The sequence below is a fragment of the Parafrankia sp. BMG5.11 genome (assembly GCF_004337455.1).
Genome location: NZ_SJXI01000027.1, coordinates 59536 through 84308, shown reverse-complemented (window position 1 = coordinate 84308; position 24773 = coordinate 59536). Strand labels below are relative to the sequence as shown.

Annotated in this window: 20 protein-coding genes; 9 read left to right on the top strand and 11 right to left on the bottom strand. The window is 62.3% G+C overall.

From position 1 onward, the window contains the following. Window positions 1–61: 61 nt before the first annotated feature. Together E0504_RS18430 and E0504_RS18425 are read right to left on the bottom strand one after the other, a co-directional pair. Window positions 62–2941 carry a glycosyl hydrolase gene (locus tag E0504_RS18430; protein ID WP_131625204.1) on the bottom strand — a complete coding sequence of 960 codons (2880 nt, stop codon included), beginning with the start codon at window positions 2939–2941 and terminating at the stop codon, window positions 62–64. After that, window positions 2938–5163: a glycoside hydrolase family 3 protein gene (locus E0504_RS18425; RefSeq protein WP_131625203.1), complete on the bottom strand. Its 2226-nt coding sequence runs from the start codon at window positions 5161–5163 to the stop codon at window positions 2938–2940. The genes E0504_RS18430 and E0504_RS18425 overlap by 4 nt, the downstream gene beginning before the upstream one ends. Before the next feature lie 94 nt (window positions 5164–5257). On the opposite strand from E0504_RS18425, the gene E0504_RS18420 reads away from it, so the two are divergent. Continuing rightward, window positions 5258–5911: a TetR/AcrR family transcriptional regulator gene (locus tag E0504_RS18420; protein WP_131625202.1), complete on the top strand. Its 654-nt coding sequence runs from the start codon at window positions 5258–5260 to the stop codon at window positions 5909–5911. A 61-nt stretch (window positions 5912–5972) separates the two neighbouring features. Continuing rightward, a complete protein-coding gene (locus E0504_RS18415; protein ID WP_131625201.1) occupies window positions 5973–6293 on the top strand; it encodes a hypothetical protein in 321 nt (106 codons plus the stop codon). Here E0504_RS18415 and E0504_RS54275 read toward each other — a convergent pair. Continuing rightward, on the bottom strand, window positions 6224–6751 hold the full coding sequence (locus E0504_RS54275) for a hypothetical protein (protein ID WP_373693913.1): 528 nt from the start codon (window positions 6749–6751) through the stop codon (window positions 6224–6226). The two genes, E0504_RS18415 and E0504_RS54275, sit on opposite strands and share 70 nt — an antisense overlap. 45 nt (window positions 6752–6796) lie before the next feature. On the opposite strand from E0504_RS54275, the gene E0504_RS54270 reads away from it, so the two are divergent. Further along, entirely contained in the window at window positions 6797–7087 is a 291-nt protein-coding gene (locus E0504_RS54270) for a hypothetical protein (protein WP_373693912.1), read from the top strand. A gap of 166 nt (window positions 7088–7253) precedes the next feature. Here E0504_RS54270 and E0504_RS18405 read toward each other — a convergent pair whose 3' ends face one another. Together E0504_RS18405 and E0504_RS18400 are read right to left on the bottom strand one after the other, a co-directional pair. Next, entirely contained in the window at window positions 7254–9710 is a 2457-nt protein-coding gene (locus tag E0504_RS18405; RefSeq protein ID WP_131625200.1) for a TonB-dependent receptor, read from the bottom strand. 67 nt (window positions 9711–9777) lie between these two features. Then, window positions 9778–10884: a hypothetical protein gene (locus E0504_RS18400; protein ID WP_207974453.1), complete on the bottom strand. Its 1107-nt coding sequence runs from the start codon at window positions 10882–10884 to the stop codon at window positions 9778–9780. 229 nt (window positions 10885–11113) lie between these two features. Between E0504_RS18400 and E0504_RS18395 the strand changes: the two genes are divergently transcribed. From E0504_RS18395 to E0504_RS18385, 3 genes are all read left to right on the top strand, one after another. Next, window positions 11114–13042, top strand: coding sequence for an NAD(P)/FAD-dependent oxidoreductase (locus tag E0504_RS18395; RefSeq protein WP_131625199.1), 1929 nt, complete (start codon window positions 11114–11116; stop codon window positions 13040–13042). A gap of 48 nt (window positions 13043–13090) precedes the next feature. Beyond that, window positions 13091–14071 carry an NADP-dependent oxidoreductase gene (locus E0504_RS18390; protein ID WP_131625198.1) on the top strand — a complete coding sequence of 327 codons (981 nt, stop codon included), beginning with the start codon at window positions 13091–13093 and terminating at the stop codon, window positions 14069–14071. Window positions 14072–14141: 70 nt separating this feature from the next. Next, window positions 14142–14795, top strand: coding sequence for a TetR/AcrR family transcriptional regulator (locus E0504_RS18385; protein ID WP_131625197.1), 654 nt, complete (start codon window positions 14142–14144; stop codon window positions 14793–14795). 13 nt (window positions 14796–14808) lie between these two features. On the opposite strand, the gene E0504_RS18380 is transcribed toward E0504_RS18385, so the two are convergent. From E0504_RS18380 to E0504_RS18370, 3 genes are read right to left on the bottom strand one after another with little or no spacing between them, the layout of a single operon-like run. After that, window positions 14809–15225 (bottom strand): VOC family protein, encoded by a 417-nt coding sequence (locus E0504_RS18380; RefSeq protein ID WP_131625196.1) that lies wholly within the window; start codon window positions 15223–15225, stop codon window positions 14809–14811. A gap of 5 nt (window positions 15226–15230) precedes the next feature. Then, window positions 15231–16751: an NAD(P)/FAD-dependent oxidoreductase gene (locus E0504_RS18375; RefSeq protein ID WP_131625195.1), complete on the bottom strand. Its 1521-nt coding sequence runs from the start codon at window positions 16749–16751 to the stop codon at window positions 15231–15233. Beyond that, window positions 16748–17506 (bottom strand): SDR family NAD(P)-dependent oxidoreductase, encoded by a 759-nt coding sequence (locus E0504_RS18370; RefSeq protein ID WP_243657550.1) that lies wholly within the window; start codon window positions 17504–17506, stop codon window positions 16748–16750. Before E0504_RS18370 ends, E0504_RS18375 begins: the two co-directional genes overlap by 4 nt. Between E0504_RS18370 and E0504_RS18365 the strand changes: the two genes are divergently transcribed. Genes E0504_RS18365 through E0504_RS18355 form a run of 3 tightly spaced genes read left to right on the top strand, consistent with a single transcriptional unit; the run spans window position 17490 to window position 21622 of the window. Then, window positions 17490–19856: an FAD-dependent oxidoreductase gene (locus E0504_RS18365; RefSeq protein ID WP_207974451.1), complete on the top strand. Its 2367-nt coding sequence runs from the start codon at window positions 17490–17492 to the stop codon at window positions 19854–19856. The genes E0504_RS18370 and E0504_RS18365 overlap by 17 nt on opposite strands. Window positions 19857–19903: 47 nt before the next feature. Continuing rightward, window positions 19904–20617: a TetR/AcrR family transcriptional regulator gene (locus tag E0504_RS18360; protein WP_165938543.1), complete on the top strand. Its 714-nt coding sequence runs from the start codon at window positions 19904–19906 to the stop codon at window positions 20615–20617. Between the two features lie 12 nt (window positions 20618–20629). Further along, a complete protein-coding gene (locus E0504_RS18355; protein ID WP_131625192.1) occupies window positions 20630–21622 on the top strand; it encodes an alpha/beta hydrolase in 993 nt (330 codons plus the stop codon). Here E0504_RS18355 and E0504_RS18350 read toward each other — a convergent pair whose 3' ends face one another. From E0504_RS18350 to E0504_RS18340, 3 genes are read right to left on the bottom strand one after another with little or no spacing between them, the layout of a single operon-like run. Next, window positions 21623–23167: a FadD3 family acyl-CoA ligase gene (locus E0504_RS18350; RefSeq protein ID WP_131625191.1), complete on the bottom strand. Its 1545-nt coding sequence runs from the start codon at window positions 23165–23167 to the stop codon at window positions 21623–21625. It lies immediately after the preceding gene. Between the two features lie 13 nt (window positions 23168–23180). After that, the gene (locus tag E0504_RS18345) at window positions 23181–24383 is read right to left on the bottom strand and encodes an acetyl-CoA C-acyltransferase (RefSeq protein ID WP_131625667.1); all 1203 of its coding nucleotides are present in this window, start codon (window positions 24381–24383) and stop codon (window positions 23181–23183) included. Window positions 24384–24394: 11 nt separating this feature from the next. Then, window positions 24395–24772, bottom strand: a complete 378-nt coding sequence (locus E0504_RS18340) for a steroid Delta-isomerase (protein WP_131625190.1) — start codon at window positions 24770–24772, stop codon at window positions 24395–24397. Window position 24773 lies beyond the last annotated feature (1 nt).

Genomic DNA, 24773 nt, shown 5'->3' with positions numbered 1-24773 from the left:
GCGGTCGTCGCACATCCTGTCAGGCCCAGCGCGCAGATTGCAGTGGTTGCCCATATTTTGATCACTTCGTTCCCGATAGCTCGAGTTGAACGGGGCCAAGAAGTCCGGCGGAGATCGGCGCGAGCTTTTGATAGGGCCCGCTATCAGCGATCATGGCGTTTTCGAGCACGTTGCGGACTTCGATCTGGAACTCGTTGCGGCCGGGCTTCAGGGCCGAGGTCACATCGAGCCGCCAGGGGCGCGATACCAGTGGCTGAAGTTCGACACCGTTGACCGTAACCCGCGCCATGTCATGCACGTCACCGAGCGAGAGAACGACTCGGCGACGCGGCTTGAGCCAGGCCGTCGATAAGTCAGCCGCTGCCGAGTAGCGCCCGATACCCGAAAATCGCGCCAAGGCTTCGTTTTCGCGCCAGTCCCCCAGGCCCACTTTGCCCAGGTCGGCGGCAAAGGGCTCGCGCGCGGCATGGCCGTCCACCGCAAGCTTCCAGGCGTCAGCCGGAATGACGATCTGGCCCAGCGGCCGAGATGCGGCGACTTTCCGCGCCGCAGTGTCGGGGTTCTGGACCAGCAATGCACCCTGGCCTGCCAGGATCGCCGGCGATACGACGGCGCGACCGTCACCGATCGTCGTGGCAAGCGGGGTGATCGTTCCGCTCATCGCATCCCACTGCGACAGGGCGCCCTTGCCCCCAAAGGCGACTGCGGGCGAGATGTCGGTCTTGCCGCCATTGTAGAGGAAGGTGACTGTCCGGTCGCCGTCGCGACGCTGTACGAAGGCGATGCCAGAGGGGGCTTCACCCACGAACGCCAGGTTGGCCGGCACCTTGGCGACAGCCAATGCCGACGCAATATCGGCCTGTGCGACGGTTCGCGCCCCCGCCGCCACCGCGACGGCGAGCGCATTGCTGACTCGGCAATCACCAGACGCAGCGTCTTTTAGCCCCGTCGCACGAGTTGGCGCATGGTCGATGAAGAACACCGGCAGGCCGGCAGTCGCAAACGTCGCGATCTGCTCTGCCACTTCAACGGGGATCCCATCGACCGGCGGCAGCACCAGCACATCGTACGCTTGTCCTCCGCTGGAAACCAGACGCGTGCCCTGCAGCCGGGCCGAACTGAGAGCGTCCGGATTGATGCGGTCGTAATCGTAGCCCGCGCCGAGAAGGCCGGTTTCGATCGGCCTGTCATGCGCACCCTTTGTCTCGATGCCGACGTAGTAGCCGATGTCACCATAGTAGAGAGCGACCGGCACAACGGGATCGCCCGCCTGCAGCAGCGCCTGAGTGCGCGCCGCATAGTGAGCGAGTTGCGGCACCCCGTCCCAAACGGGATTGGTTTCGGTGAGCATGGTGCTGAAACCAAGCGCGAAAGGGGATGGTTGGAAGGCATGCCAGCCGGGCCAATTGTCGTCGGCATAGCGATACGGAACGCCGTGGAGATTGACGCTGTTGACCCCGCCGGCGAAAAGGAGATCGAGTCGTTCGCGCATCTCATCCGGCGTCACATCGTACGGCCGGTCTTTCCACACCAAAGATTCCGCGGACACGAGTTCGCGGCCATAGAGGTGCGCGCCCGACCGGGCCAGCCGCATGAACAGGGGATCCCCGCCGTCTACGAGATCCTCGGTTTCGGGGATGTCGGCAAAACCGTACGCGCGGATCTGGTCGAGAGCACCGCCATGGGCCTGGAACTTCGTCGCCAGGCCGTGCTGCCGGTTCCATTCCTTCCAGGGCTCAAGAAAGCGCTCGAACAGCAGGTCGGACACCGTCTGGCGATAGTCCTCGCGCACTCGCTCGCCGAGTTGGCGGTCATCGGCCTCGAAGTATGGTGGTGAGTAATGCTCCAGCCAGGCAGCCATCCAGCCGGGTTGTACGATGAACGGCAGGTAAGGCTCGAGATCGTATCCGCGCAGCTCGCGAAAGCGCGGCAGGAAGTCCTTGCTCCACTGCAGATCCTGCATGAGCTCGAGGCTGTCGACAAAGGTCGATCGGATCCCTACCGGGTTCTTGCCCAACGGATCGCCCACGCGTGCGGCGTGGGCCGCGAATGCACTCTCGTCGAAGTGGTCCAACACCAGCTGCGGTCCCTGACCGGCGGCCCCCATGGCGCCCATGTTCGACCCATACTGACGGAAGACGAACACCTGCCAGCGTCCCGGCGGCGCCTTCCAATCGAGCGAGCCATCTTCGGCCAGCTTGTCTGTGAGGTTGATGACCTCATCGGTCTCGAGTTTACCGGGCTCGGTGATATCGCGCAAAGCGGTGAGCTTGATCGGGACGCTAAGCGGTGAAGCGCGCTCTCCCTCGGCAAAGCGCGGGGCGGTTCCGCGCATCGCGATCACGGAGACGGTCTTCCCCAGTGCGTCGAACCGGGTCTTCCAGTCCGCCACCGCGGGGTCGCGGGTCCGGGCATCGAACGCCCCGAGCGCGCCAAGCCGGGAAGTGCGGTCGGGTACCGCGACCTTGATCGGGTCAACTTGCCCTCCCACCACTTCGGTCACTGCCATCGTCAGCTCGACGAGCGCCTTCTCCGGGGGGATGGCGAAGCCGCCGCCTGACGGCCATGACGATCCGAACGTGTAGTCGAGATCCATGCCGTGCGCGCGCGCCGCTTCCCCGGCCGCCTTGACCAGCTCGAAGAAGCGGGGCTCCGCATAGAGATTCACCCGCGCGGCATCAGTCGGCGAGATTGGCGGTGTCGTGTTTGGAGACAGCGCCTGGATCTCAGCACCGCCGAATCCAGCCGCATCGAGCATGGCGATCTCGCGCGCTAGCTCCTCTTCAGTGACGTCCGCTCCGGGCCACCACCATCGCACCCTCGGCTCGGCTTGCTGCGGCGGGTTCTTGAACAACTGTTCCAGGGTGGGTTCGGGTGATTTTCCGAAAGCCGGCGCCGCCAAGCCTGCAGTAAGGGCGATTACGAGGTAACGACGGTTCACGGGGCGATCTCCATACGGTCGAGCTTAACCGTTCTGGTTGCAGCGACCTGCGTGGCCGAATGGGCCAGCTCGACGGTGTAGGTGCCCGCGGGAACGACCCACTTGCGCAGGGTCGTGTCGAAATCCGCAACCACTCGCGGATCCACCGCGATCTCGGCCTGGGCGCTCTGCCCGGGAGCGAGGTCAGCCCTCTTCCACCCGACCAACCGCTTGGCCTTGCCCCGACGAGAAACGTAGACTTGAGCCACATCGGCGCCGGATCGCTCGCCCTCATTGGTCATCACGAAGCCGATCGTCAGGCGCTGCCCTCCGGAGACCTTGAGCCCCGACTGAGAGAAACGCGTGTAGCTAAGCCCGTGCCCGAACGCGAAAAGCGGTTTGAAGCCCTTGGCGTCGTACCAACGATACCCCGCATCGGACCCTTCGGGATAGCCGAAGTCGAAGGGCTTGGTGCCCGCCTGAACGCCATAGACCGCGCGCGTCTCCGCGTCTGCCCGCGGAGCGTCAGAGCCCGGCAAAACCCGGTGGGGAAGTTGGTCCAGCGATGCCGGGAAGGTTATGGGTAAGTGCCCTGAGGGATTGACCGCCCCCGTGAGGACCTTGGCGATAGCCTCGCCGCCTCGTTGACCTGAAAACCAGGCCGAGATGACGGCGGGGGTCTGGTCGAGCCAGGGCATCAAAACCGGATTGCCCGTTTGCAGGACCACCACTGTGCGCGGATTGGCCTGAGCGACAGCCTGGATCAGTGCGTCCTGGCCGTCCTCCAGCGAGAGATCGGCATGATCGTTGGTCTCGGTGGCCCATTTCTCGGCGAAGACGATCGCCACATCCGCTTTTGCCGCGGCCGCGGCGGCAGCCGCGGGATCGGCGCCGTCGCTGAACATGACAGTGGCTCCAGGCATCGCTTCGCGCAGAGCTTGGAGCGGCGCGGTTCCCCCCACTCCGCGTCGGGCGAACAATTTGGCAGGCCCGGTGCCCGCAACCTCATAGACCTTGAAACCACCGACCGGCACGACTTGGCTAGAGCCGCCTCCCGTCAGGACGCCCTTATCGATATCCCGACCGACCACTGCGATCGTACGCACGTCATTATTCAGCGGAAGAAGGTTGTTCTCGTTGCGGAGGAGCACGATCCCTTGCTCCGCCGCTTGAAGAGCCACTTGCGAATTGGCGGAGTACGGAATGTCCGCGCGCTCCGCCGTCGACCACTTGTCGAGACCCTGACGATAGATGGCAGTCAGGATGCGGGATACTGCCTGATCCACGGCAGAAATGGGAATAGCGTTGGACTGAACCTTCGGCGTCATTTCGGTACTGAACCAGCGCTTCTGGTCGATCTGGTCGCCGGACTGCTGGTCGAGGCCGGCAAGAATCGCCTCGCTCGAATGAACCGCTCCCCAATCCGACATGACGAAACCGTCATACCCCCAGTCCTTGCGCAGGACTTGATTGAGCAGGAAGTCGTTTTCACAGGCATATCTGCCGTTGACGCGGTTGTACGCGCACATAACCGACGCCGGCTTGCCCCTTTCGATGCCTATCTGGAACGCAAGCAGATCGCTTTCGCGCATGGGAGCTTCGTCCATCACCACGTTGTGGACGTTGCGTCCGGTTTCCTGGTCGTTGAGAGCAAAGTGCTTGATAGTGCCGATGAGGTCGTTGGACTGAACGCCAGAAATCTGGGCACCGACGAGGGCGCCCGCGAGCAAAGGATCCTCGCCGAGATATTCGAAATTTCGCCCGGCTCGGGGATCTCGCACCAGGTTCACGCCGCCGACAAGCATGACGTTGAAGCCCTTCGCGCGCGCTTCCGACCCGATCATCTGTCCACCACGGTGGATCAGATCGGGATTCCAGGTCGAAGCTAGCGCCAGACCCGACGGTAGCTGGGTCGCGACGTCACCCTCACGCATCTGCAACAGATTGGAGACCCCAAGGCTGGCATCGGTCTCCACCAAGGCCGGCACGCCGAGCCGTTCGACACCCGCCACCCAGCCTGCGCCCAGCGTCACTCCGGGTGGCCGCTTCGCCGCGGGCACGAAGCTGAGCATCTTGCCGCTAATCAGGCCGATTTTCTCGTCAAAGGTCAGTTGACGCAAGGTTTCCTGGGCGCGGACTTGCGACTGATCCGAGCCAGATGCCCTTAACTGGGGGCGCTCCGGGGTAGTTGACGTGCAGCCTGCCAATCCAATCGCCAATAGCACCGGCAAAACTCGCTTCATCTGGCTCTCCCTCGTAAGCATCGGTTTGACCCAGATAGCGCAATGCGTCAAGTAATAGGCCGCTATCGTTCGATTACAGGAACCCGCATTGGCAATGACGACCAAGAAATCCGCCTTAAGTATGACGGGCCGACCGAGGGGGCGGCCAAGCGCGCAGCGCGCCGCTGCGCTGGATCAACTGGTGATCGATACTGCTCGTCGAAAATTCCTGAACGACGGGTTCGAAGCGGTCGCGCTCGAAGCCGTGGCAGCCGAGGCCGGGATCTCCAAGGGAACGCTCTATGCCCGCCATGCCTCCAAGGAAGCGTTGTTTCTGGCCGTGTGGGAAGATGCGGTAGGCAAATGGTCCGCTGCAGCGGCGCGTAACGATCATTTGCTGGGAGACGACATCGCCCAGCGCCTGTTACACCACGCGAGAACGATCGCGGGTTCTCTCCTCGACGAGGAGACGCGGGCCTTTCAGCGGATCATCTACGCCAATCTCAATCGCTTTCCCACGATCGCCCGCGAAATCCACAATCTCGGATTTCGCTACATTGCGAGCATCGTCGCTCGCGACATCGCGGAAGCCTCGGCACGCGAAGGCTTGCCAGTGCGAGATCCCTCAACCGCAGCGGAAGTGTTCATTTCCTCCATCAACGGCTGGATGATCCAGAACTCGACGGTCCGACAGATCGAGGAGAAGGAGGCTATGGAGTTCGCCGCCAAAGCCACTGGCATATTCCTCGAAGGCCGCGCGGCGTGGTGACTGTTGTCAATCGCACGAAGCCGTGCGATAAGGCGCCAGCTTTTACGAGAGGATACTCTTCATGATTCGTATATTCGCCGCTTCCGCGGCTCTTGGACTTGCCGGATGTGCCTCTTGGGCCGTAGCTGCTGAACCGGCAGCGCCTGTTGATGCCAAGTCTCCGGCGAAAGTCGTCTCGGTCGACAGCACCCAGATCGGCGACTTCCTGGACAACCCGGAACTCAAGGCCATCTTAATCAAGCATCTGCCTCAGGTGGCGAACGGCGACCAGATCGAAATGGCGCGGGCCATGACGCTGCGCGACATCCAGCCTTATGCGCCCGACTTCATCACCGACAAGGCGCTGGCGGACATCGAAACCGATCTCAAGGCGCGCAAGTAAGCCACGAGAGACATTTGGAAAAACGGGGCAGGCGCTTTGCATCTGCCCCCTTTTTTTGCGTTAAGCATCCGGAAACGGGTTGGCGCGGACCCAGCGGTCGAACTGCTGTCCGACGCCAGAACCGCCTGACCATGCGGTTGGGCCGTAACTCTGATCCTCCGGCCATTCGCCACGCGTAAAGCCGGCGCGTATAAAGCCGGAGATCGTGCTCCTCGCTGATGCCGATGAGCCGTGCACCGCATGAGCAATGTTCGCAAGCGCGCCGCGGCAGCCGAGGCAACCGAGGCAACCGATTTCGCAGTTGCAGCCCTGAATATCGTGCCCCCGCCCTCGCACGCCAGCTCTACGGCCATCCGCGCTGCCACCGCGTCTTCTGCCACGACGGCGAGCAGCTGCTGAACCGCTTGCTGGCGCCCGACCAGCTTTCCGAACTGAACGCGCTCGTTTGCATACGCCACTGTGAGCGCCAGAATGCGGCCTGCCGGACCAGCGATTGCGGCCGCGTGGACGATGGCAGCGTACGAAGCAATCCTGCGTTCGTCGACAGCAATGCACGCGCCGCCCGCGGCTCGGCCGCTCCACAAGCCGTCAAGCGAACCCGGGAGTTCGACCGGTGTAAAGCTTTCCCGGTCGCTAAGGAGTACCTGTTCGCCATTTGCGTAGAGAATTGCATCGGCAATTTTCCTCCGATCACCAAGCCTGGCCGCGGCGCGAGTGCGATTAAGCCGTCAGGAAAAGAGGGCGTCTGCCGAAGCCAAGATCGCGCGCGCAGTGATTGTTTCTCCGAATGGTAGAGGGACCGCATGCTGGCCCAGCGCAATCAGCAACGGAACGACTTGGGCCACGGACGGCGCGAACGATGCTTCTTCGCTAGATTCTGCCCCTCAAAACAAGCGCTCGTCCCGAGCGGTGAGAGCAACCGCGGGAAGAGCCTCCCCGCGGTCGCCAAGCCACACCTTCCTACCAGTTGAATTTCGCGGTCACGCCGATCTGGCGCGGGGGCGAGATCACGCCCGTCCGATAACCGGAGTCGAACGGCTCGCCGGTGAAGTTGGTCGGAGCGAACGTGAAGTCCAGCCCCGACGTTCCCTGCGTTACGATACCTTGCGATGCCGACAGGACGCGCGCCTTGTCAAAAACGTTCTTGACGAAGGCAAGCAGTTCCCAACGCCCGCCAGCGCCACGGATGCCGGCAAACAGGTCAAGCTTGGTGTACGACCGGTAATCGAAGTTGTCTCGCTCCGAGTTGAACCCTGGACGATAGTTCAGGAGCCCACGGACGAACGGCTCAATCGATCCACCGGTCGGAATGCGCACTTCGGCCGTGCTGGACAGGCTGAACTTCGGAATTTGCGAGAGACGGTCGTTACTAACGCAAGTCGAGATCTGCTTACCGGCCTGCACACTGGGCACCCCATCAGCGTCGGGCTGCCCGTTACCGTCGAAGTCGTTGCAGAGAATTTCCGCATCGTCGTAATGCGCGTCGGAATAGGCGGCGTTGATAGCGAAATCGATGAAGTCAGTGGGTGATAGGCTGAACTGGGCTTCGACGCCCTTCGAGATCGCATCGCCCGTAAACGGAAGCGGCTGGAGGGCGGTGTCCGCAATGCCGTCCGATCCAGCCGCGGTTGTCGCGTTGATCTGGGCATCGGTCGCAATCCCGGGATTGTACGCGATATAATTCTTGAACTTCTGATAATAGGCCGAAAGGTTCAGCGCGCCGCGACCGTTGAGAAACCGCATTTTCGCGCCGACCTCAAAGCCGTCAGATGTCTCGTCATCTGTGTTAAGGATTTGCGCGTCTAGCGGTACGCTCGTTCCAACCGCGAACACTCCCGGTCGGAAAGCACGGCCGTAGCTCGCATAAATGTTTAGATCGGGAGTGACCTCGTAATTGATGCTCGCGCCACCCGTGAAAGCCTTGGAATTCGAGTCCACAGTGCTGGTCGTTGGCGGCAGCCCGAAAATGAGGAATCCGCCGCCAACATCAAGGCCGTCCGGGAACAGGACTTCTAGATTCTGCACTCGAGTCACATTGTTCCAGGTGTGCCGAATACCGGCGGTAACGCTCAAGCGCTGGCTGAAGTCGTACGTGACTAAGCCTGCAAGGCCATAGTTCTTTGTGGCGATTGAAAGGTCTAGATTAACATTGGTCCTAAACAGCGCAAGCGACGGCGAGATCGGGCTGAAGCCCAAAATACCGAACAGGGAATCGTTACTCTGAGTGAGAGGTATGAAGTTGTCCTGATCGGTATAATTGCCGCTGACCGTCCAGTTGAATGGACCATCGCCATTCGAGCCAAGCCGCAGTTCGGCGCTAAGAACCTGATAGATGATGTCGATCTGCTGATTGCGAGTGTAGTTGGGTACGGCGTTGGCGACATCCTGGTCGCGGAGCTGGCTGAGCACGGAATCTTGGTACCCGCCGTTGAAGGCTAGATTGACCCCGCCGAAATCGTATGACGAGTTGATCGTCACGAAGTCGGTGTTGTTTTGAAAACGGAACGGACCTTCAGTGACCGAGAGGCGATTGGAAATCGCAATGGCCGGTCCGGACGCGCTCGGGTCCCCCAAGTTGATCGCTGGCTGGTTGCTAGGTCCGAAAACCGCGACAAACGGCCGGGTGTCATTATCGAGGTGATAATACATCACGTCGGTGCGCCAGCCGGCTTCATTGTCGAAGGCCAGTGAAACGCGGCCGCTCATGGTCTCGCTATATGAGTTCCGGCCGTCGACGTTCGTGACGCTGCCGACGTCATTCTGGTCATACAGCAGCGCCGCGCGCATTGCGATCTTGCCCGGAACGAATGGCAGGCTCGCCGCGCCCTGGAAGTTGTAGGCGCCCTCGTCGGCGATCGTGCCTTGGACGTGTCCGGCCGGTTCATCCATGTCGGGACGAGCCGTTCGAATCAGTATAGCGCCCGCGGGCGAAGTGCGTCCGCGGAACAGACCTTGGGGTCCACGCAGAATTTCAATCTGCTCCACGTCATAGAGCGCCGTGAATACCGTCTGCGGATCAGCTGGCACTTCGTTCATGAAAATTTCGACGGCTGGCGAGGTGCCGGCGTCGGGATCGAAGGTAATACCACGCAGGGTGGCAACGTTGGAGCGGCCGTCGTTGTTGGTCAGGGTTAAGCCGGGTGCGAGGCTCGATATGTCCTTGACGTCGAAGATGTTCAGGTCAGTGATGTCTTCGGCCGTGACGACGTCAACCGTCGCGGAAGCGTCCTGAAGCGTTTGATCTGCACGCAGCGCAGTAACGATGATTTCGTTGCCAGTAGCGGCGCGGTTCTCGTTCGACTGATCGAGAACTGCCTGCTCGTTGGGCGCATCCTGCGCGGCCGCGGCGATTGGCAAGGTGACAAACGATACGCCACAAAGCAGCGCCGACGAACTGGTAACGAATTTCTTCGACATGATCTTTTTCCCTCTCCCGAACCCGATGGGCTTGATGAGCCCTGACTTCTCAGTGATGCGTGCCGCCTCAGGCCGCGTCTTGCATGTACATGGGTGTAACAGGCGCCTCGCGTGGGTACTCAACCGGGGATCCGAAATCGTAGGCCGCAATCAGCGTCTTGATAAACTGTGGATCCCGCATGGGATCGGTTGGAACCTCGAACTCGACCCCTCGCGACCGTAGGTCAGCAATGAAGGTGTCGAAGACCCGATCGAACGTAAGGTCGTCGGAACCATCCATGTTCTTCTTGAGCTCGGCGTAATCCTCGAACACTTCCGCGGACCAGTGAACAAGAAACCGCAGCTCGTCGGTGCGATGCTGCGCAATGATCTGGTCGCCATTCTTGAGCAGCCAGTTGTCCTTGTCATCCGGGTCGCCTCCGAAGACGGTCTTGAACGATAAACCCGCCGGACGCTGCTGATCGAGTGGGCCGTTTGCCTCACCCCGGTGCATCATCATCTCGTTCTGCACCACGACACCCCGGTTGTAGATCGGCGGCATCAAACGCTTCGGCGACCTAGCAGGACCTTCCGGCCAATACGTGAAGCCGCTGCCGGGATCGTGGCTGAACCACGTGATGACCTGCGCCATCTTGATCAGATAATCCTGGAACAGGCCGGACTTGCCCATCACCGAGCACAGCCATGTCGGCGAATTTTCGTAGCGCACGCCGCGGAAGCTCGGCGAATCGAGGTGCCCGGGATCGGTGTTGCCGCACGGGCCGTTCACATTGAACAGCATCATCTGCGGCTTTGCGTACTCCGCGTTCCAGTACCGTTTCGCGTGATCAAGGAAGCGCTCGTTGTAGAAGCAGTCTTGGATTTCCGGATAAAGCGCCGCCGAATAATTGGCGTAGAAACCACGGAAAGTTGGCGTGAGAAACATGTCCAGCGTGGGGGTAAAGCCTTCTGGGAAGCTGCCCGACATCGTCGCGATTAGTTCCTCGGCATTTGCGAAGTGTTGCGCGATGATGAGTTTCCAAGGCCCCTGGTCGTGAACGATCGCCAGCAATCTTTCAAGCTGATCGGAGGTGTAGACCTTGTCGAGTTCGACAGGGGGCGATGCCGGTCGAAGAATATCGGCCATGGCTTCGCGCGAGTACGCTTTCATCGGGAACCTCTCCAGGATTTGCATCCCTGCTGCACGGCAGGCACGACGTTAGCAGTCACTTACCTCTACGCGGCGGACGCGGTCAAGATATTCGTGAAACCAAGGCCCCTGATATACGCAAATCCACAATAATGTGGCATCACAGCACTACGATCCGGAGCGAAAAGGCGGATGTGATCCGACATACGGAAACGGCGGTTGCGCTGCGGCCTCAAGGCTAGTAAGCATCTACTTACTTAGTCGGGAGAGAGACATGGATGAGATGGTGACCGTCGAACGGGCCGCCGGCAGCTTGCCGCTGGCGGACAGTCCGGACCTTGCATTGGCGCTCGACGAGGCGAACCTTCACACCCTGCTCGCGTCGTATGTTTACCTTTCACACGACCGCGAACTGCTTGAGCGGTTCGCGCCATTCATCCGGCCGGCCTTCTCGATGGAGTACGTCGAGATTCCTGCAGACCTTGCCCAAGAGCTGCGGACCAAATTTAAGAGGCTGCTGACGACCGGCGAAGGCGCGCGATCTGAAGCGCCGGGCGATGAACTGGTCCAGCGGATCATGACGGTGACCGCCGGAGAGCCGGTCGAGGACGAATTTCTTGAACTGGTTTACGATCAATGCGGCTTCAAGCCGTGGATCGACCGCTCGGCGATGCCCGACCGCAGGCAACCCCCTGAGGATTTCAAGGTACTCGTTATCGGCGCCGGCATGACTGGCATGGCGGCTGCGACCAAGTTGCGCGAAGCCGGCTACAACTTCGTTGTGGTCGAGAAGAACGGCGATGTCGGCGGCACCTGGTACGAAAACACTTATCCCGGCGTCGGCGTCGATACGCCCAGCCATTTCTACAGCTATAGCTGGGAAATCTGGCCGGACTGGCACAATTACCACCCGCAGGGCGCCGATATGCAGCGCTACATGCTGACGGTGGCCGACAAGTATCACCTGCGCGAGGACATCCGCTTCGACACCAAGGTTGAATCGCTGGTCTACGACAAGGAGGCGGCGTTATGGACTGTCACCGTTCGCACCAAAGACGGACAGAGCGAGCAGATCGTCGTCAACGCCGTCATCAATGGCCACGGCCCCGTCAATCGGTATAAGTTTCCGGACATCCCGGGGATTGACGCGTTTGCCGGCACCCTCGCCCACACGGCCGCCTGGCCCAAGGGACTGGACCTGCGCGACAAGCGAGTCGCCGTGATCGGAACCGGGGCAAGTTCGGCCCAGCTGGTCGGAGCAATCGCGCCGATCGTGTCCAAGCTAAATGTGTATCAGCGGTCCAAGCACTGGGTGATCCACAATCCCGAGATCGCCAACGAGGTGAGCGAAGGCATGCGGTGGGCGCTGGCAAACATTCCGACGTTCAAAGAGTGGTTCCGCTTTCGCGTCTACTGGAGTGCGGCCGACGGACTGTTCAACAACGTGCTGCAGGACCAGGAATGGGCCGGCAATGACCTGGCGGTGTCGGCGTCGAACGACATGACCCGTCAATGGGCCCTCGGTTACCTGTCGCAGAAGTTCACGCATCGCCCGGACCTGATCGATAAGCTCACCCCGGATTTCCCGATCTTCTCCAAGCGTATCATCCTCGACAACGGCTGGTTCGACGCCCTCGCCCGAGAGAACGTGCACCTTGAAACCAGCGGGATCGCACGCATCCTGCCGGACGGCATCGAAACGAAGGACGGTAGCAAGTTCGAATGTGACGTCATCATCTGCGCGACCGGCTTCAACGTGTCGCGGATGATCGGCGATCTGACAGTGAAGGGCGTGGACGGCCGCGACCTGGGTAAAGAGTGGGGGGAGGAAGATCCGCGCTCGTATCTCGGCATGTGCATGCCCGGGTTTCCCAACCTGTTCTGGACCGTGGGCCCCAACAGCGCGCCGAACCACGCCGCAGGGCAGAACCTTGTCTCAGAATGCCAGGTCAACTGGATCGTGGAAGCGCTCGACCGGATCGTGGCCAACGATGCCAAGGCGTTCGAAATCAGCCAGGAGGCGTTCGACGGCTTTCAGCGCAAGGTCGAGGAGCGCATGCCACAGATGATCTGGTCGCATCCGAGGGCGAACAGCTACTACAACAATTCCAAGGGGCGCATTTTCCTGTCGTGGCCCTGGCGCCTGGTGGACTATTTCAATGCCACCCGCGGGCCCGCAGAAGGGACCTACAAACTGCACTGATGGGATGCCCGCGACGTTGTCCAGCGCTCGTGTGATGAGGAAGATCAGATGCGGGCGATCGCCATGACCAGGTTCGGGGGACCGGACGTACTCTTCGAGGCTGACCTTCCGCGCCCGGTTGCGCGGTCCGGCGAGGTGGTGGTGCAAGTCGCCTACGCCGCAGTCAACCCTGCCGACTGGAAGGTGCGGGAGGGCTGGCTCGCGCCCTACTTCAGTCCCGTGTTTCCGTTCGTCCCGGGGTTCGATGCCTCAGGCTGGGTCGCCCAAGTCGGTGACGGGGTGGAAGACCTCGTGGTGGGTGATCGGGTCGTCTGTGCGACTAATCAGGGACTCGGCGAAAACGGAGCGTATGCCGAGTTCGTACGCGCCGCCGCGGACCGCATCGTTCAACTATCGGATACCGTCACACTCGCGGACGCCGCCACCCTGCCGACGGCTGGAATGACGGCGTGGGAAGCAGTCTGCGATGTCGGCCGCGTGAGCGCGAGCCAGCTTGTCCTGGTTAATGGCGGGGCAGGCGGAACCGGGAGCTTCGCGGTTCAGCTGGCGAAGATGCGCGGTGCGCGGGTTGCCGCGATCTGTCGGCGCGAGAACTTCGCGTACGTGCAGGCGATGGGGGCCGAGAGGACGATTGACTATCGGGAAGGCAGCGTCCTCGATGCGGTCCACAATTGGGCCCCTCGGGGCGTGGATCTGGTGGTCGACACAGTCGGTCAGGGGAGCCTCGCCGAAGGGCTTGCGATCCTCGGTAGTGAGGGCCTGATCGCCCATATCGCGACGCTGATTTCCGGTGAACGTCGTGCCGACCCGGAAACCGCCGCGCGGTCGGGCAAACATGTGGCGCTCGTCAGTTCGTCCTTCCCCAACCAGCCGCACCAGCTTCGCGGCTTGGTCGAGGCTCTGGCCGACGACCGCATCGTCGCGCCTGCGCGCCAAACCTTTCCCCTCGAACGAGCGGCAGACGCACAAGCGAGGATTCAGGGTGGCCATGTCCGCGGCAAGCTCCTGCTCGAGGTTGCCCGCGAATGATCGGCCGCGGCAGGCTTTTTCCTCACCAGTTGGACACAGGCCGGCAAGGCCCCTAACGACCGCGAGGACGATGGCTCGCACCCGCATTACCGGCCCGGAACGCAAGGCTTCCATTCTTGCCGCCGCCCGGCGCGTATTTTCGCGCACCGGCTTCGACAACGCAAAAACTTCGGATGTCGCGCGCGAGGCGGACGTGTCCGAAGCCTTGGTCTTTCGGCATTTTCCTTCCAAGCTGGCACTCTATCGCGCGGTCCTGCGCCAGATCATCCGCGAGCAAGACGAGAATTTTGCGGAGTTCGCTCCCGCCGATCCCTCTGCCGCCAGCATCATCCATGGGATCAAGGCGTATTTCTCACACGCCGCCTCGCTTCGCGAAGACGAGATGCAGCAGCGATTCCGGCTCCTCCTGGCCAGCCTGACCGCGGATGGTGCCTATGCCCGGCTGGTCTCTCGCCGGTCACGACGCATGATCGACCGGTCGGTCGACACGGCGATGGAACGCACCAAAGATGATGGAGACATCCCCGGCGAGCTTCTGTCGGTCAACGACACGTCGCTGTTCATCGAGCACATCGGCACCATGATGAGCGCGATCGTCGCCATCGCTGGCAAGGATGCGCCCTACTCCGTGACGGGCGACGCCCTCGTGCGTCAGGTCGTGTGGTTCTGCTGCCGGGGCCTGGGCTTCAGCGACGAAGCGATCGCACGGCATATCGACGACTGAGGCGTGTCGATCATCAGGCGTGCGGCAGGAGCTCGACGTTTTCTGCCAACGCGCCTTCCGGGTCTTCGGAAAACTGCACCCGGACCCCGTGCTCGCGCTGATCACGCAGCGGGCCGATCAGCTTCCCCCCGTTGGCCACGATCCGCCCATTGAGCGCCTCGATGTCATCGGTGATGAAGCCGAGGATCGATTGCTGGTCGCGCGGCGGCTTGCGGTCGGTGAAGTTGAACATGACCAGCGTCTGCCCCGTCATCTCCCCACTCGCACTCATGATAACCTCGCGAAATTTCTCGCCCGTCCCGGCGCTGTCGCCATCTACTCGAACGACATCCTTGAGGCCGTAAACGCCAGAATAGTAGCGGGCCATCGCCTCTTCGTCGGCGACAATCAGCTTGGTGAACATGGTGGGAATGGCAGCGTTGTCGGACATTGGATTCAAGCCTCCTGAGTGGCGGGTTCAAAAGAAAACTGTTCGAGTACCGGCTCGGCCATAGCATCTGCAAAAGCCTGGTAGCTCCATGGCCAGATTGCCGGAACGCCGGTCTTGTCGAGATACCAGCTAGTGCAGCCAGAGCCGAAGATCGTCTTGCGCGCGGCGTCGACCCGGCGTTCCTCGTATGCCTCGAACGCATCGGCGCGGGGCTCCACCGCGCGCGCGTCAGCGGCGCGCAAGGGCTCCAGCAACTGGTCGATATAGCCCCACTGGCGCTCGGCGATGTCGATGAGTGAAAAATTGCCGACCGGACCGCTGGGACCGTTGAGCATGAAGAAGTTGGGAAATCCGGGCATTGCTACGGCGAAGTGCGCGCGCGGGCGGGTTGCCCAGAAATCATCGAGCGAGCGCCCGTCGCGGCCCCGCACGACGGTCGGACGGATGAAGCGGTCCGCCTTGAACCCTGTCGCGAGTACGATGACGTCGAGGGGATGAAGCGTTCCATCCTTCATCAGAATGCCATCAGGCACCACCTTGTCGATGCCGCCGGTTTCGACGAACACGCCGGGCGACTGCACGCAATCATAGTATTGCCAACTGTAGATCAGCCGCTTGCACGCCGCGCGATAGTTGGGCCGCAGCTTTTCGCGCAACTCGGGATTCTTGATCGTCCCTTCGAGATTGGCCCGGCAGTACGCCTCGATCTCGCCCATCTGCGGACTCTCGGGATCGGTCAGGCCGTCGGCAAAACGGTAGATGTTGGACCAGTACTGCGGATCGTTCCGAATGGCATCGATCAACGCGGGGTTTGTCCTGAAAGCCTCGCGCTGATCATCTGTGTAGACGAATTGCGGGACCGGCATGATCCATTGCGGCGAGCGCTGGAAATGCACCAGCCGCTCCACCCGGTCGTGCAGCGCGGTGATAAGCTGGACGCCGGTGGAGCCGTTGCCGATGACACCGACACGCTTGCCGTCGAGCTCAACACAATCGTTCCATTGGGCAGAATGAAACGCCTCGCCCGCGAAGCTGGAAAGACCGGGAATGTCGGGCAGGTTGGGGTGATGCAGGACGCCGGAGGCCGCGATCACGACCTCCGCTTGCATTGTGACGCCGTCTTGAAAAGTCAGGGTCCATTCCGCCGCATGATCGTCCCATGCGCAATCGACAACTTCGCGGCCGTAGTGAATCGATGCCCCAATCCGATAGCGCTCGGCGACCCATTCGAAGTAGGTTCGGACTTCTTCTCCCGCGGCGTAGTAGGCCGACCATTCCGGCCACGGCGCGAAGCTGTAGGTGTACGCATGCGCGGGAACGTCGCAGGTCAGCCCCGGATAGCGGTTATCGCGCCACGTGCCGCCGAGCCGGTCCGCTTTCTCGAACACCGCGAAGTCTTCGCCGCGTTCATCCAGTTTGATGGCAGCAAGGATGCCGGCCATGCCAGCTCCGATGACCGCATAGCGCAACCGCCGAGAAGCAGACTGCGACACCTCGCTACGCTCCCCGATCCTGGACTCTCTCATGCGATGAGCCCCCCGCCGTTCACGTTGATCACCTGGCCGTTTATCCATCGGCCGTCATCGGACAGCAGCAAGGCGGCCATCGCTGCGACATCGTCCACGTGGCCCACACGAGTGCTCGGCGTGGCTGCAAGGAAGCCATCGATCAGCCCCTCCGGAACTTGACCGCTCGCCACCATTTCGGGCGTCATGACAAAACCCGGAGAGATGCAGTTGGAAGTAATCCCCTCCCTACCCCAACGGCTAGCCACGTGGCGCATCAGCGCGTTGAGACCGCTTTTCGACACAGCGTAGGAGGGTCTTTCCGGATCGGCCCCATGCGCAGCGCTCGAACTTGTATAGACGATTGCGCCGCCGTCGTTGGCGAGCAAGTGCGGCAATACGGCGCGCGTGCACAGCAAGTGTCCGCGCAAGTTGACCGCCAGCGTTCGGTCGAAAACGGCAAGATCGACATCGAGCGCATTGGAATCGGCGAAAATCGTTCGCAGATCGGCGGCGTTCAGGTATGCGCCGTCGAGTTCCCCGAGCAGTTCGACGGCGCGTGCGACGGCCTCCGCGACAGTACTCTCGATAGCGATGTCGATGGGCACGGATGAGACATTGCCGCCATTCTGCGAAAGTCGCTCGGCAAGCGCCTGGACGCCGTCGAAGTTTACATCCGCAGCACATACACGCGCGCCCTCGGAAGCCAGTCGCCCAACCGTCGCCGCGCCGATTCCGGTTGCCGCGCCGATCACCAGGATGGCCTTGTCTTTCAATCGCGATATCATCTTCCAGGCCTCTCCATTGCCATTGCCTTTTTATGCAATTGGCGTAGACTTGGTACCGCCGTTCTACGCATTTGCAAAACGAAATGGCAGATGTGCAGATATATCGGGATTTAATCGGACGAGTGATGATGCAAACAACCTTGAACATGCATCCCCTCACCGGCCGGGTCTGCGCGCCATGAGTTCCGGCCGATTTCCTCACCTGCTCTCACCGGGGCGGATCGGCTCGCTCAAGTTGCGCAACCGGATTGCGGTGACCGCGATGGGCGTGAGCCTGTCGGAAGACGACGGCACCGTGGGCGAAAAGCTGATCGCCTATCACGAAGAGCAGGCCAGGGGCGGCGCCGGTCTGATCATAACCGGGGTGACGGGCGTCGCATGGCCCGTGGGCAGCGTTTCCTGGCAGCAAACTGCGATCTCCGACGATCGGTTCGTTCCGGGTCTCAGCGCCCTGACCGAACGCGTAAAGGGCCATGGCGCGAAAATTGCCGCGCAGTTGCATCACGGCGGTCTCGTCGCCGCCTATTCGCACGCACGCTGGGGACATCCTCTGTGGGCGCCCGCGATCCCGCCGCCGCCGAAGGGGAATTTCACAGACTACTTCCTCGGCGAGGAGCTAGCCGGGTTGGCGGGGATGAAGGTGCCCGAGGTCAAAGTACTCGCCAGGGCCGACATCGATCTGGCGATCGAGCAATTCCGTCTGGCCGCCGGGCGCGCGGTTCGCGCCGGCTTCGACGGTATCGAGATCCACGCCGGCCACGGCTACCTTCTGTCGTCGTTCATCTCGCCGAGCACCAACACGCGCACCGACGAATACGGCGGCAACCGCGAAAACCGGATGCGCTTGCTGCTCGAGGTGCTTGCTGCCGTTCGGGGCGAGGCTGGCCCCGAGTTCCCCGTGTGGGTGAAACTGGATTCGCGCGAGGTCGGCAAGACCGGGATCACGCTGGACGATGCGGTAGAACACGCGCGCATGATCGAGGCGGCCGGTGCGGACGCGATCACTGTGACGACGTACCACGAAACCGGGGATGGCAAGCTGCACTCTCAATCGCACACTCCGCACATCCCGGCGTTCAATCTGCCGTCATCGGTCGCGATCCGAAGAGCGGTGTCCATCCCGGTGATCGCATCGGGTCGCATCGAGCCGAAGGTCGGGGATCGGTCGATCGGTCGGGGGGAGATCGATTTCGTCAGCATGGGCCGCAAGCTGCTTGCCGACCCTCATCTTCCCGCCAAGCTCGCCGCGAACCGGGCCGACGAAGTTCGGCCTTGCATCTACTGCTATACCTGCATCAGCGCGATCTACATGGGCGAAGAGGTTCGCTGCGCCGTCAATCCCGAATTGGCCCACGAGACCGACGCCTCCCCTCCGGGCGCACGCGCAGCGCTGCGCGTAGCAGTGATCGGCGGCGGCCCGGGCGGGATGGAAGCCGCCCGGCGCCTCGAAGTCCTGGGGCATGACGTCACCCTCCTGGAGCGGGGCGATCGCCTTGGGGGCACGCTTCGCTTCGCCAGCCTGGCGTATGAGCCCAATGAACGGATCCTCGACTGGCTCAGAAGGCAGATTGCCCGCTCGCGCGTCGATGTACGCCTGCGCACCGAGGCGACGCCCGATACGCTGCGAAGCATCGCACCCGATGTCGTGGTGGTCGCCACTGGCGCGGTGCGCGGGATGCCCGAGATCCCCGGCAGCGACTTGCCGCACGTCTATTCCGGCGACGACTTGCGCAATCTGATGCTGGGCGAAGAGAGCGACGCGCTGCGGGGCAAGAATGGCCTTCTCACGCGGATGATCACCCAGATCGGCGCGGCAACAGGCGCAACCGCCAATCCGGCCGTGGTTCGCCATGCAACCCAGGCATGGATGCCGCTGGGCAAACGGATCGTGATTATCGGCGGCGAACTGGTTGGCATCGAACTGGCGGAGTTCCTCGGCGAGCGCGGGCGGGCGGTGACCGTTCTCGAGGAAGCCCCCCGCCTTGGAAAAGGGCTTACGCTGGTGCGGCGCATGCGCATCCTCGCCGAGCTTGCGGAGCATGGCGTCGAACTCCAGTCGGGAGCGAGTGAGATTGCCATCGAGCGCCGCGCCGTGCGCTTCGTCTCGGCGGACGGCCGACACCGGAGCGTCGCTGCCGATCACGTGATTGTGGCGATCGGCGCACGGGGCGACACCTCGCTCGCCGATCGGCTCACTCAAGGTGGCTTCAGGGTGCACGTCGTCGGCGATGCGAAGGGAGTGACCTATATCGAGGGCGCGATGCACGGCGCGCGAGTGACGGTCAATGCGATTGCCAGGGAATCCGCGCCAAGTAAGCGAACGGTCACTAACGTTTGACTTGAAGGCTCGCATCGCCGATTACCGCTTGTGCAATGGGGGTCCAGGTGAGCGTCACGACAGCGAGAAAGCGCATCCCAGCCGAAGAGCGGCGCGAGATGTTGATCTCAGTCGCGCGCAAGTTGTTCGCCGAACGTGGGCTCGACGGCACCAAGACATCGCAGATCGCGGCTGAGGCTGGAGTGTCCGAGGCTCTCCTCTACCGCCATTTCTCCTCGAAAGACGCGCTGTACCGAGAAGTTCTGCGCCAGACCCTGCGCGAACAGGACGCGATGTACGACGTCCTCGGCGTTCCAGAGGCAAGCGCGGAAAGCCTGATCACCGTCATCCGGGAATACCTGCGCGTCGCCATCGCAACTCCGAAGGGCGCGCTACGAGAGGGCTCGCGCATCATGCTGGCCAGTCTGGCCGGCGATGGCAACTACGCCGCGCAGGTCTATCGCCGTGCGATGCGCAAGCAAATCGCACCGATCACCGCCGCGCTGGAATCCGCCGCCGCTGCTGGAGAGCTCGAAGGTCATCGGTTGACGCCGGAAAGTGTCGCGATGCTGGTCGAGCATGTCGGATCGCTGCTTGCCGCCGGCGTCTCGCTGCCCGGCCGCGATACGCTTTACCCGCATGACCGCGAGCGGCTGCTCGATGACGCGACCTGGTTCTGTTGCCGCGGAATCGGATTGACTGCCGCGAGCATCGAAAGATGCTTGTCGGGTAAGGTGATCCCGCTCGGCCGCGCCCGGCTGGGCAATCGAAAATCGAATTAAGGGAGAAAGACGATGGGTAGCTATCGCATTGACGACGGTGTCGTGGACCTCGGCGGCAGCAAGCTGCCTGTGCCGGACAGCGTCAGTCCCGAGGCGCAGGCATACCTGTCCACTCATCCGTGGGGGGAAGAAGCGCAGAACGCCCCGCGCATTCCGATGTGGCATACCCGCGAATTCGTCGATCCGGCATTTCAGATGCTCAACGATGTGGCTCTGCAAATCTGGCCCTGCGAGGTGGAGGATACCCAGGTGGCCGGCGTCCATTGCCATCGTATCCGGCGCAAGAATGCCCCGGTTGCGGTGGGTTCGAAGGCCATGCTCAATCTTCATGGCGGCGGGTTTGTCATTGGCTCGGGTGCTCTTGGCGAAGCAATTCCCATCGCCGGCGAGACCGGCGTTGAAGTGGTCGCTATTGATTACCGGCTCGCGCCCGAGCACCCCTTCCCCGCGGCGATCGACGACATCGTCGCGGTTTATCGCGCGTTTCTCGATGAGGGATACGGAGCCGATGACATCGTTTTGTTCGGCACGTCGGCCGGCGGCTTCCTGACCGCGATGACCGTCATGCGGCTGAAGCGAGAAGGCCTGCCGCTCCCGTGCTGCTGCGGGGTCTTCACCGCCGGCGGCGACGTGGCCAATCTGGGCGATACTTTCAACTACATGACCCTGGCGGGATTCTACGGCCACATCGGGCACGAGATGAGCGATCCCGAGTGCGAACGCGCCGTTTTCCTGGGCGGTGCGGACCGCGACGATCCAATTGTCGCCCCGATCAAGGGCGACCTGTCGGACTTTCCGCCTACTCTTCTGGTGACCGGCACGCGCGACGCGGTGCTCAGTTCGGCGGCGATGTTCCATCGCGCTCTGCGGCGCGCCGGACGTGAGGCTGAGCTTTATGTGTTCGAGGCGATGCCCCATGCGCACTGGTACGCGTATCAGCTGCCCGAAGCGCGCGAAGCCATCGACGTAATGGCTCGCTTTTTCGAACGGCACCTGGAGTTGTAATCAGCGCAGCGCGGTCTTGAGCACCTTGCCGGCGGCATTGCGCGGCAATTCGCCGACCACATCGACGATGCGCGGCACTTTGTAGTTCGCCATCCTGTCCCGCGCCCAGGACATGATGTCGCTGTCATTCGCCTGCGCGCCGGGCCGCAAGACGACGAACGCCTTGCCGACCTCGCCGAGGCGATCGTCCAGCGTGCCGATGACCGCGCACACCTCGATCGCGGGATGAGCGGCGAGCAGCTTCTCTACTTCAGCCGGATAGACGTTGAAGCCGCCCGAGATGAACATGTCTTTCTTGCGATCGGTAATCGCGAGATAACCCTGCTCGTCGATGGTCCCCACATCGCCGGTGTGCAGCCAGCCATCGGCATCGATCGCGTCCGCGGTCGCGACGGGGTCATCGAGATATCCTTGCATGACCGAATGGCCCCGCACCCAGAATTCGCCCGTCACACCTGGCGGCACGTCGTCCCCAGTCTCGTCCACGCAGCGGACCTCGATGCCTGGCATCGGGTAGCCGCAGGTGTGGGCGACCGTTCGGGCATCATCGCCCTGACGAGTCATGGCGATTACTCCGCACTCGGTCATCCCGTAGCCATTGACGATGTTCTGCATCCCAAGCTCTGTGCGCATCCGGTCGACAAGCGCGGGGGCCACCGGCGCGGCTCCCGTGACTGCCACGCGCAACGACGAGAAGTCGCGCTGCCTGTCGCCAGCGAGCTCCTGCAACAACGACTGGTAGATCGTGGGCGGACCGGGGATGAAGCTGATCTGCTCGCGTTCGATCAGGCGCACGGTCTCCCGTACGTCGAAAGTTTTCTGCGGCACGATCGTGGCCCCGCGAAGAAGGCACGCGACCCATCCCGCTTTGTAACCGAAAGTATGGAAGAACGGATTGACGATCAGATAGCGGTCGCCCTCCCGCAAATCGACCCGCTCCGCCCAGTTCCCGAACGTGACGGTCACCTGCTCGTGCGCGGTAAGGGCCCCCTTGGGCTGTCCCGTGGTCCCGGAAGTGTAGATGACATCGCTGATCTCACCACCGGAGAGCCGCTCGAGCGCGGCCGAGACCGCAGCGTCGTCTTGACCGGCCCCACGCGCAATGAAGCGGTTCCACTGCGTATCGAGCCGGATGGTTTCCACGAGCGCGGGCAAGCTCTCCTCGGCCAGCAGCGACGCGTAGTCCTGACCGAGAAAGTCGCTAGGGGCGAACAGCACTTTCACGCCGGCGCGGCGGAGTATGTCCGCCGCCTCGCCCCCCTTCAAGCGGGTGTTGAGCGGCACGATTGCCGCGCCCAGGCACTGAGCACCAATCGCCGCGAGGATCCATTCGCGCGTATTGGGGGCCCAAATGCCGACGCAGTCACCGTGCCCCACGCCAGTCTGATGCAGGGCGGATGCGGTGGCTTTCGCATCCGTCCATAATTCGGCGAAAGTCCATTGCTGATCGCCATCCACCAGCGCCGTTTCGCCTGGCCAGCGGCGGGCCGCGGCTTCGGCGGCGGCGGGAATGGTCCGCGGCCAATCTCTTCGCTCGTCGGTCATCGGAGGAGGGACCTCAAGCCACTTCGAACAGGCCGGCGGCACCCATTCCGCCCGCGACACACATCGAGACGACGACGTACCGCACGCCGCGGCGCTTGCCCTCGATCAATGCATGGCCGACCAGGCGGCTGCCGGTCATGCCGAATGGGTGGCCGATGGCGATCCCGCCGCCGTCAACGTTCAGCTTGTCAGGGTCGATGCCGAGCTTCCGTTGGCAGTAGATCGCCTGGCTAGCGAACGCCTCGTTGATCTCCCACAGGCCCACGTCGTCGATGGTGATCCCGGCGCGGTCGAGAAGCTTGGGAATCGCGAAGACCGGCCCAATGCCCATTTCCTCCGCTCCACATCCCGCGACCTGAAAACCGCGATATACGCCAAGGATCGGCACGCCTTCACTTTGGGCCGTGGACAGGTCCATCAGGACTTGGGCGGACGCTCCGTCGGACAGCTGGCTCGCGTTTCCGGCGGTAACGTGCTTGCCTTCCGCGACCACTTGGCCGTTTTTAAAAACCGGCCTGAGCGCTGCGAGGCCTTCGTAAGTGGTTCCGGCGCGCACGCCTTCATCCCGGTCGAGGGTGATTTCCTCTTTACCCGTCTCGTTGCCCTCCTTGTCGAATAACGCCTTCGAAACAGTGATCGGAGCGATTTCGGCGTTGAAGCGGCCAGCTTCCTGCCCCGCCGCGGCGCGCTGCTGCGACTTCGCGGCGAAGCGGTCCTGATCTTCGCGGCTCACTCCGTAGCGGTCGGCGACGATTTCGGCGGTTTCGATCATCGCCATATAGGCGTGCGGGTCGGCGGCCTTGATGAACTCGGATCGGTTACGAAACTGCGGGGCGTGCTTGTTGATGGTGAGCGAGATGCTTTCCATGCCGCCCGCCACGGCGACATCGATCTCGTCGCACATGATGCCGCGCGCGGCGAGCGCAAGGGCGTTGAGTCCGGACGAACACTTGCGGTCCAGAGTGAAACCGCCGGTCGTGTCCGGCAGCGACGATCCGTGGACGGTCAGCCGGCCCAGATTGTAGCTCTGGGTGTTCCAGTGGTTGCCCACGCCCAGGTAGACGTCGTCCACTCGTGACGGATCGATTCCTGCGCGCTCGATCGCGGCATCAACGACATGGCTCGACAGAACAGGCGCTTCGGTGTCGTTGAATGCCCCTCGGTACGCCTTGCCCACTCCGGTGCGGGCGGTGGAAACGATCGCTGCTTCGCGCATCAGGGTGCCTTTCAAGAAAATCCGTGCATGTTCGCGGGACCCCAGAAGGCCCGCATTTCGGTGACCTTGCCGTCCGCATCGAAGCGGAAGGTATCGATAACGTCGATCCGTTTGTCCGAGCCTTCCCAATGCAGGTTCACGGAGAACGGAAAGACCGCATAGTCGGCGACAACCCGCACCGGGCCCTCGAGCTTGAGCTTGGCGCCGGTTGCCACCGAGCTGCGATAAAACTCGAGGATTTCGGTTCGGCCGTTCTTCAGCGGAGAGCCGACAGGGTCTTCGACGGTCGCGTGCTCGGCATAAAGCGCGCCGATCCGATCGGCATCGCCGGCCTCAAATGCCGCGACATATTCGTGGACTGCCGCTTCCATCTGTTGGGGGTCGGCCATG

Excerpts from the sequence above, each read along its gene's own strand:
- E0504_RS18385 (WP_131625197.1), top strand. The coding sequence starts at position 14,142 with ATGGCTCGCACCCGCATTACCGGCCCGGAACGCAAGGCTTCCATTCTT.
- E0504_RS18380 (WP_131625196.1), bottom strand. The coding sequence starts at position 15,225 with ATGTCCGACAACGCTGCCATTCCCACCATGTTCACCAAGCTGATTGTC.
- E0504_RS18365 (WP_207974451.1), top strand. The coding sequence starts at position 17,490 with ATGGCCTTGTCTTTCAATCGCGATATCATCTTCCAGGCCTCTCCATTG.
- E0504_RS18375 (WP_131625195.1), bottom strand. The coding sequence starts at position 16,751 with ATGAGAGAGTCCAGGATCGGGGAGCGTAGCGAGGTGTCGCAGTCTGCT.
- E0504_RS18345 (WP_131625667.1), bottom strand. The coding sequence starts at position 24,383 with ATGCGCGAAGCAGCGATCGTTTCCACCGCCCGCACCGGAGTGGGCAAG.
- E0504_RS18390 (WP_131625198.1), top strand. The coding sequence starts at position 13,091 with ATGCGGGCGATCGCCATGACCAGGTTCGGGGGACCGGACGTACTCTTC.
- E0504_RS18395 (WP_131625199.1), top strand. The coding sequence starts at position 11,114 with ATGGATGAGATGGTGACCGTCGAACGGGCCGCCGGCAGCTTGCCGCTG.
- E0504_RS18405 (WP_131625200.1), bottom strand. The coding sequence starts at position 9,710 with ATGTCGAAGAAATTCGTTACCAGTTCGTCGGCGCTGCTTTGTGGCGTA.
- E0504_RS18350 (WP_131625191.1), bottom strand. The coding sequence starts at position 23,167 with ATGACCGACGAGCGAAGAGATTGGCCGCGGACCATTCCCGCCGCCGCC.
- E0504_RS18340 (WP_131625190.1), bottom strand. The coding sequence starts at position 24,772 with ATGGCCGACCCCCAACAGATGGAAGCGGCAGTCCACGAATATGTCGCG.
- E0504_RS18355 (WP_131625192.1), top strand. The coding sequence starts at position 20,630 with ATGGGTAGCTATCGCATTGACGACGGTGTCGTGGACCTCGGCGGCAGC.
- E0504_RS18415 (WP_131625201.1), top strand. The coding sequence starts at position 5,973 with ATGATTCGTATATTCGCCGCTTCCGCGGCTCTTGGACTTGCCGGATGT.
- E0504_RS18425 (WP_131625203.1), bottom strand. The coding sequence starts at position 5,163 with ATGAAGCGAGTTTTGCCGGTGCTATTGGCGATTGGATTGGCAGGCTGC.
- E0504_RS18420 (WP_131625202.1), top strand. The coding sequence starts at position 5,258 with ATGACGACCAAGAAATCCGCCTTAAGTATGACGGGCCGACCGAGGGGG.
- E0504_RS18400 (WP_207974453.1), bottom strand. The coding sequence starts at position 10,884 with ATGCAAATCCTGGAGAGGTTCCCGATGAAAGCGTACTCGCGCGAAGCC.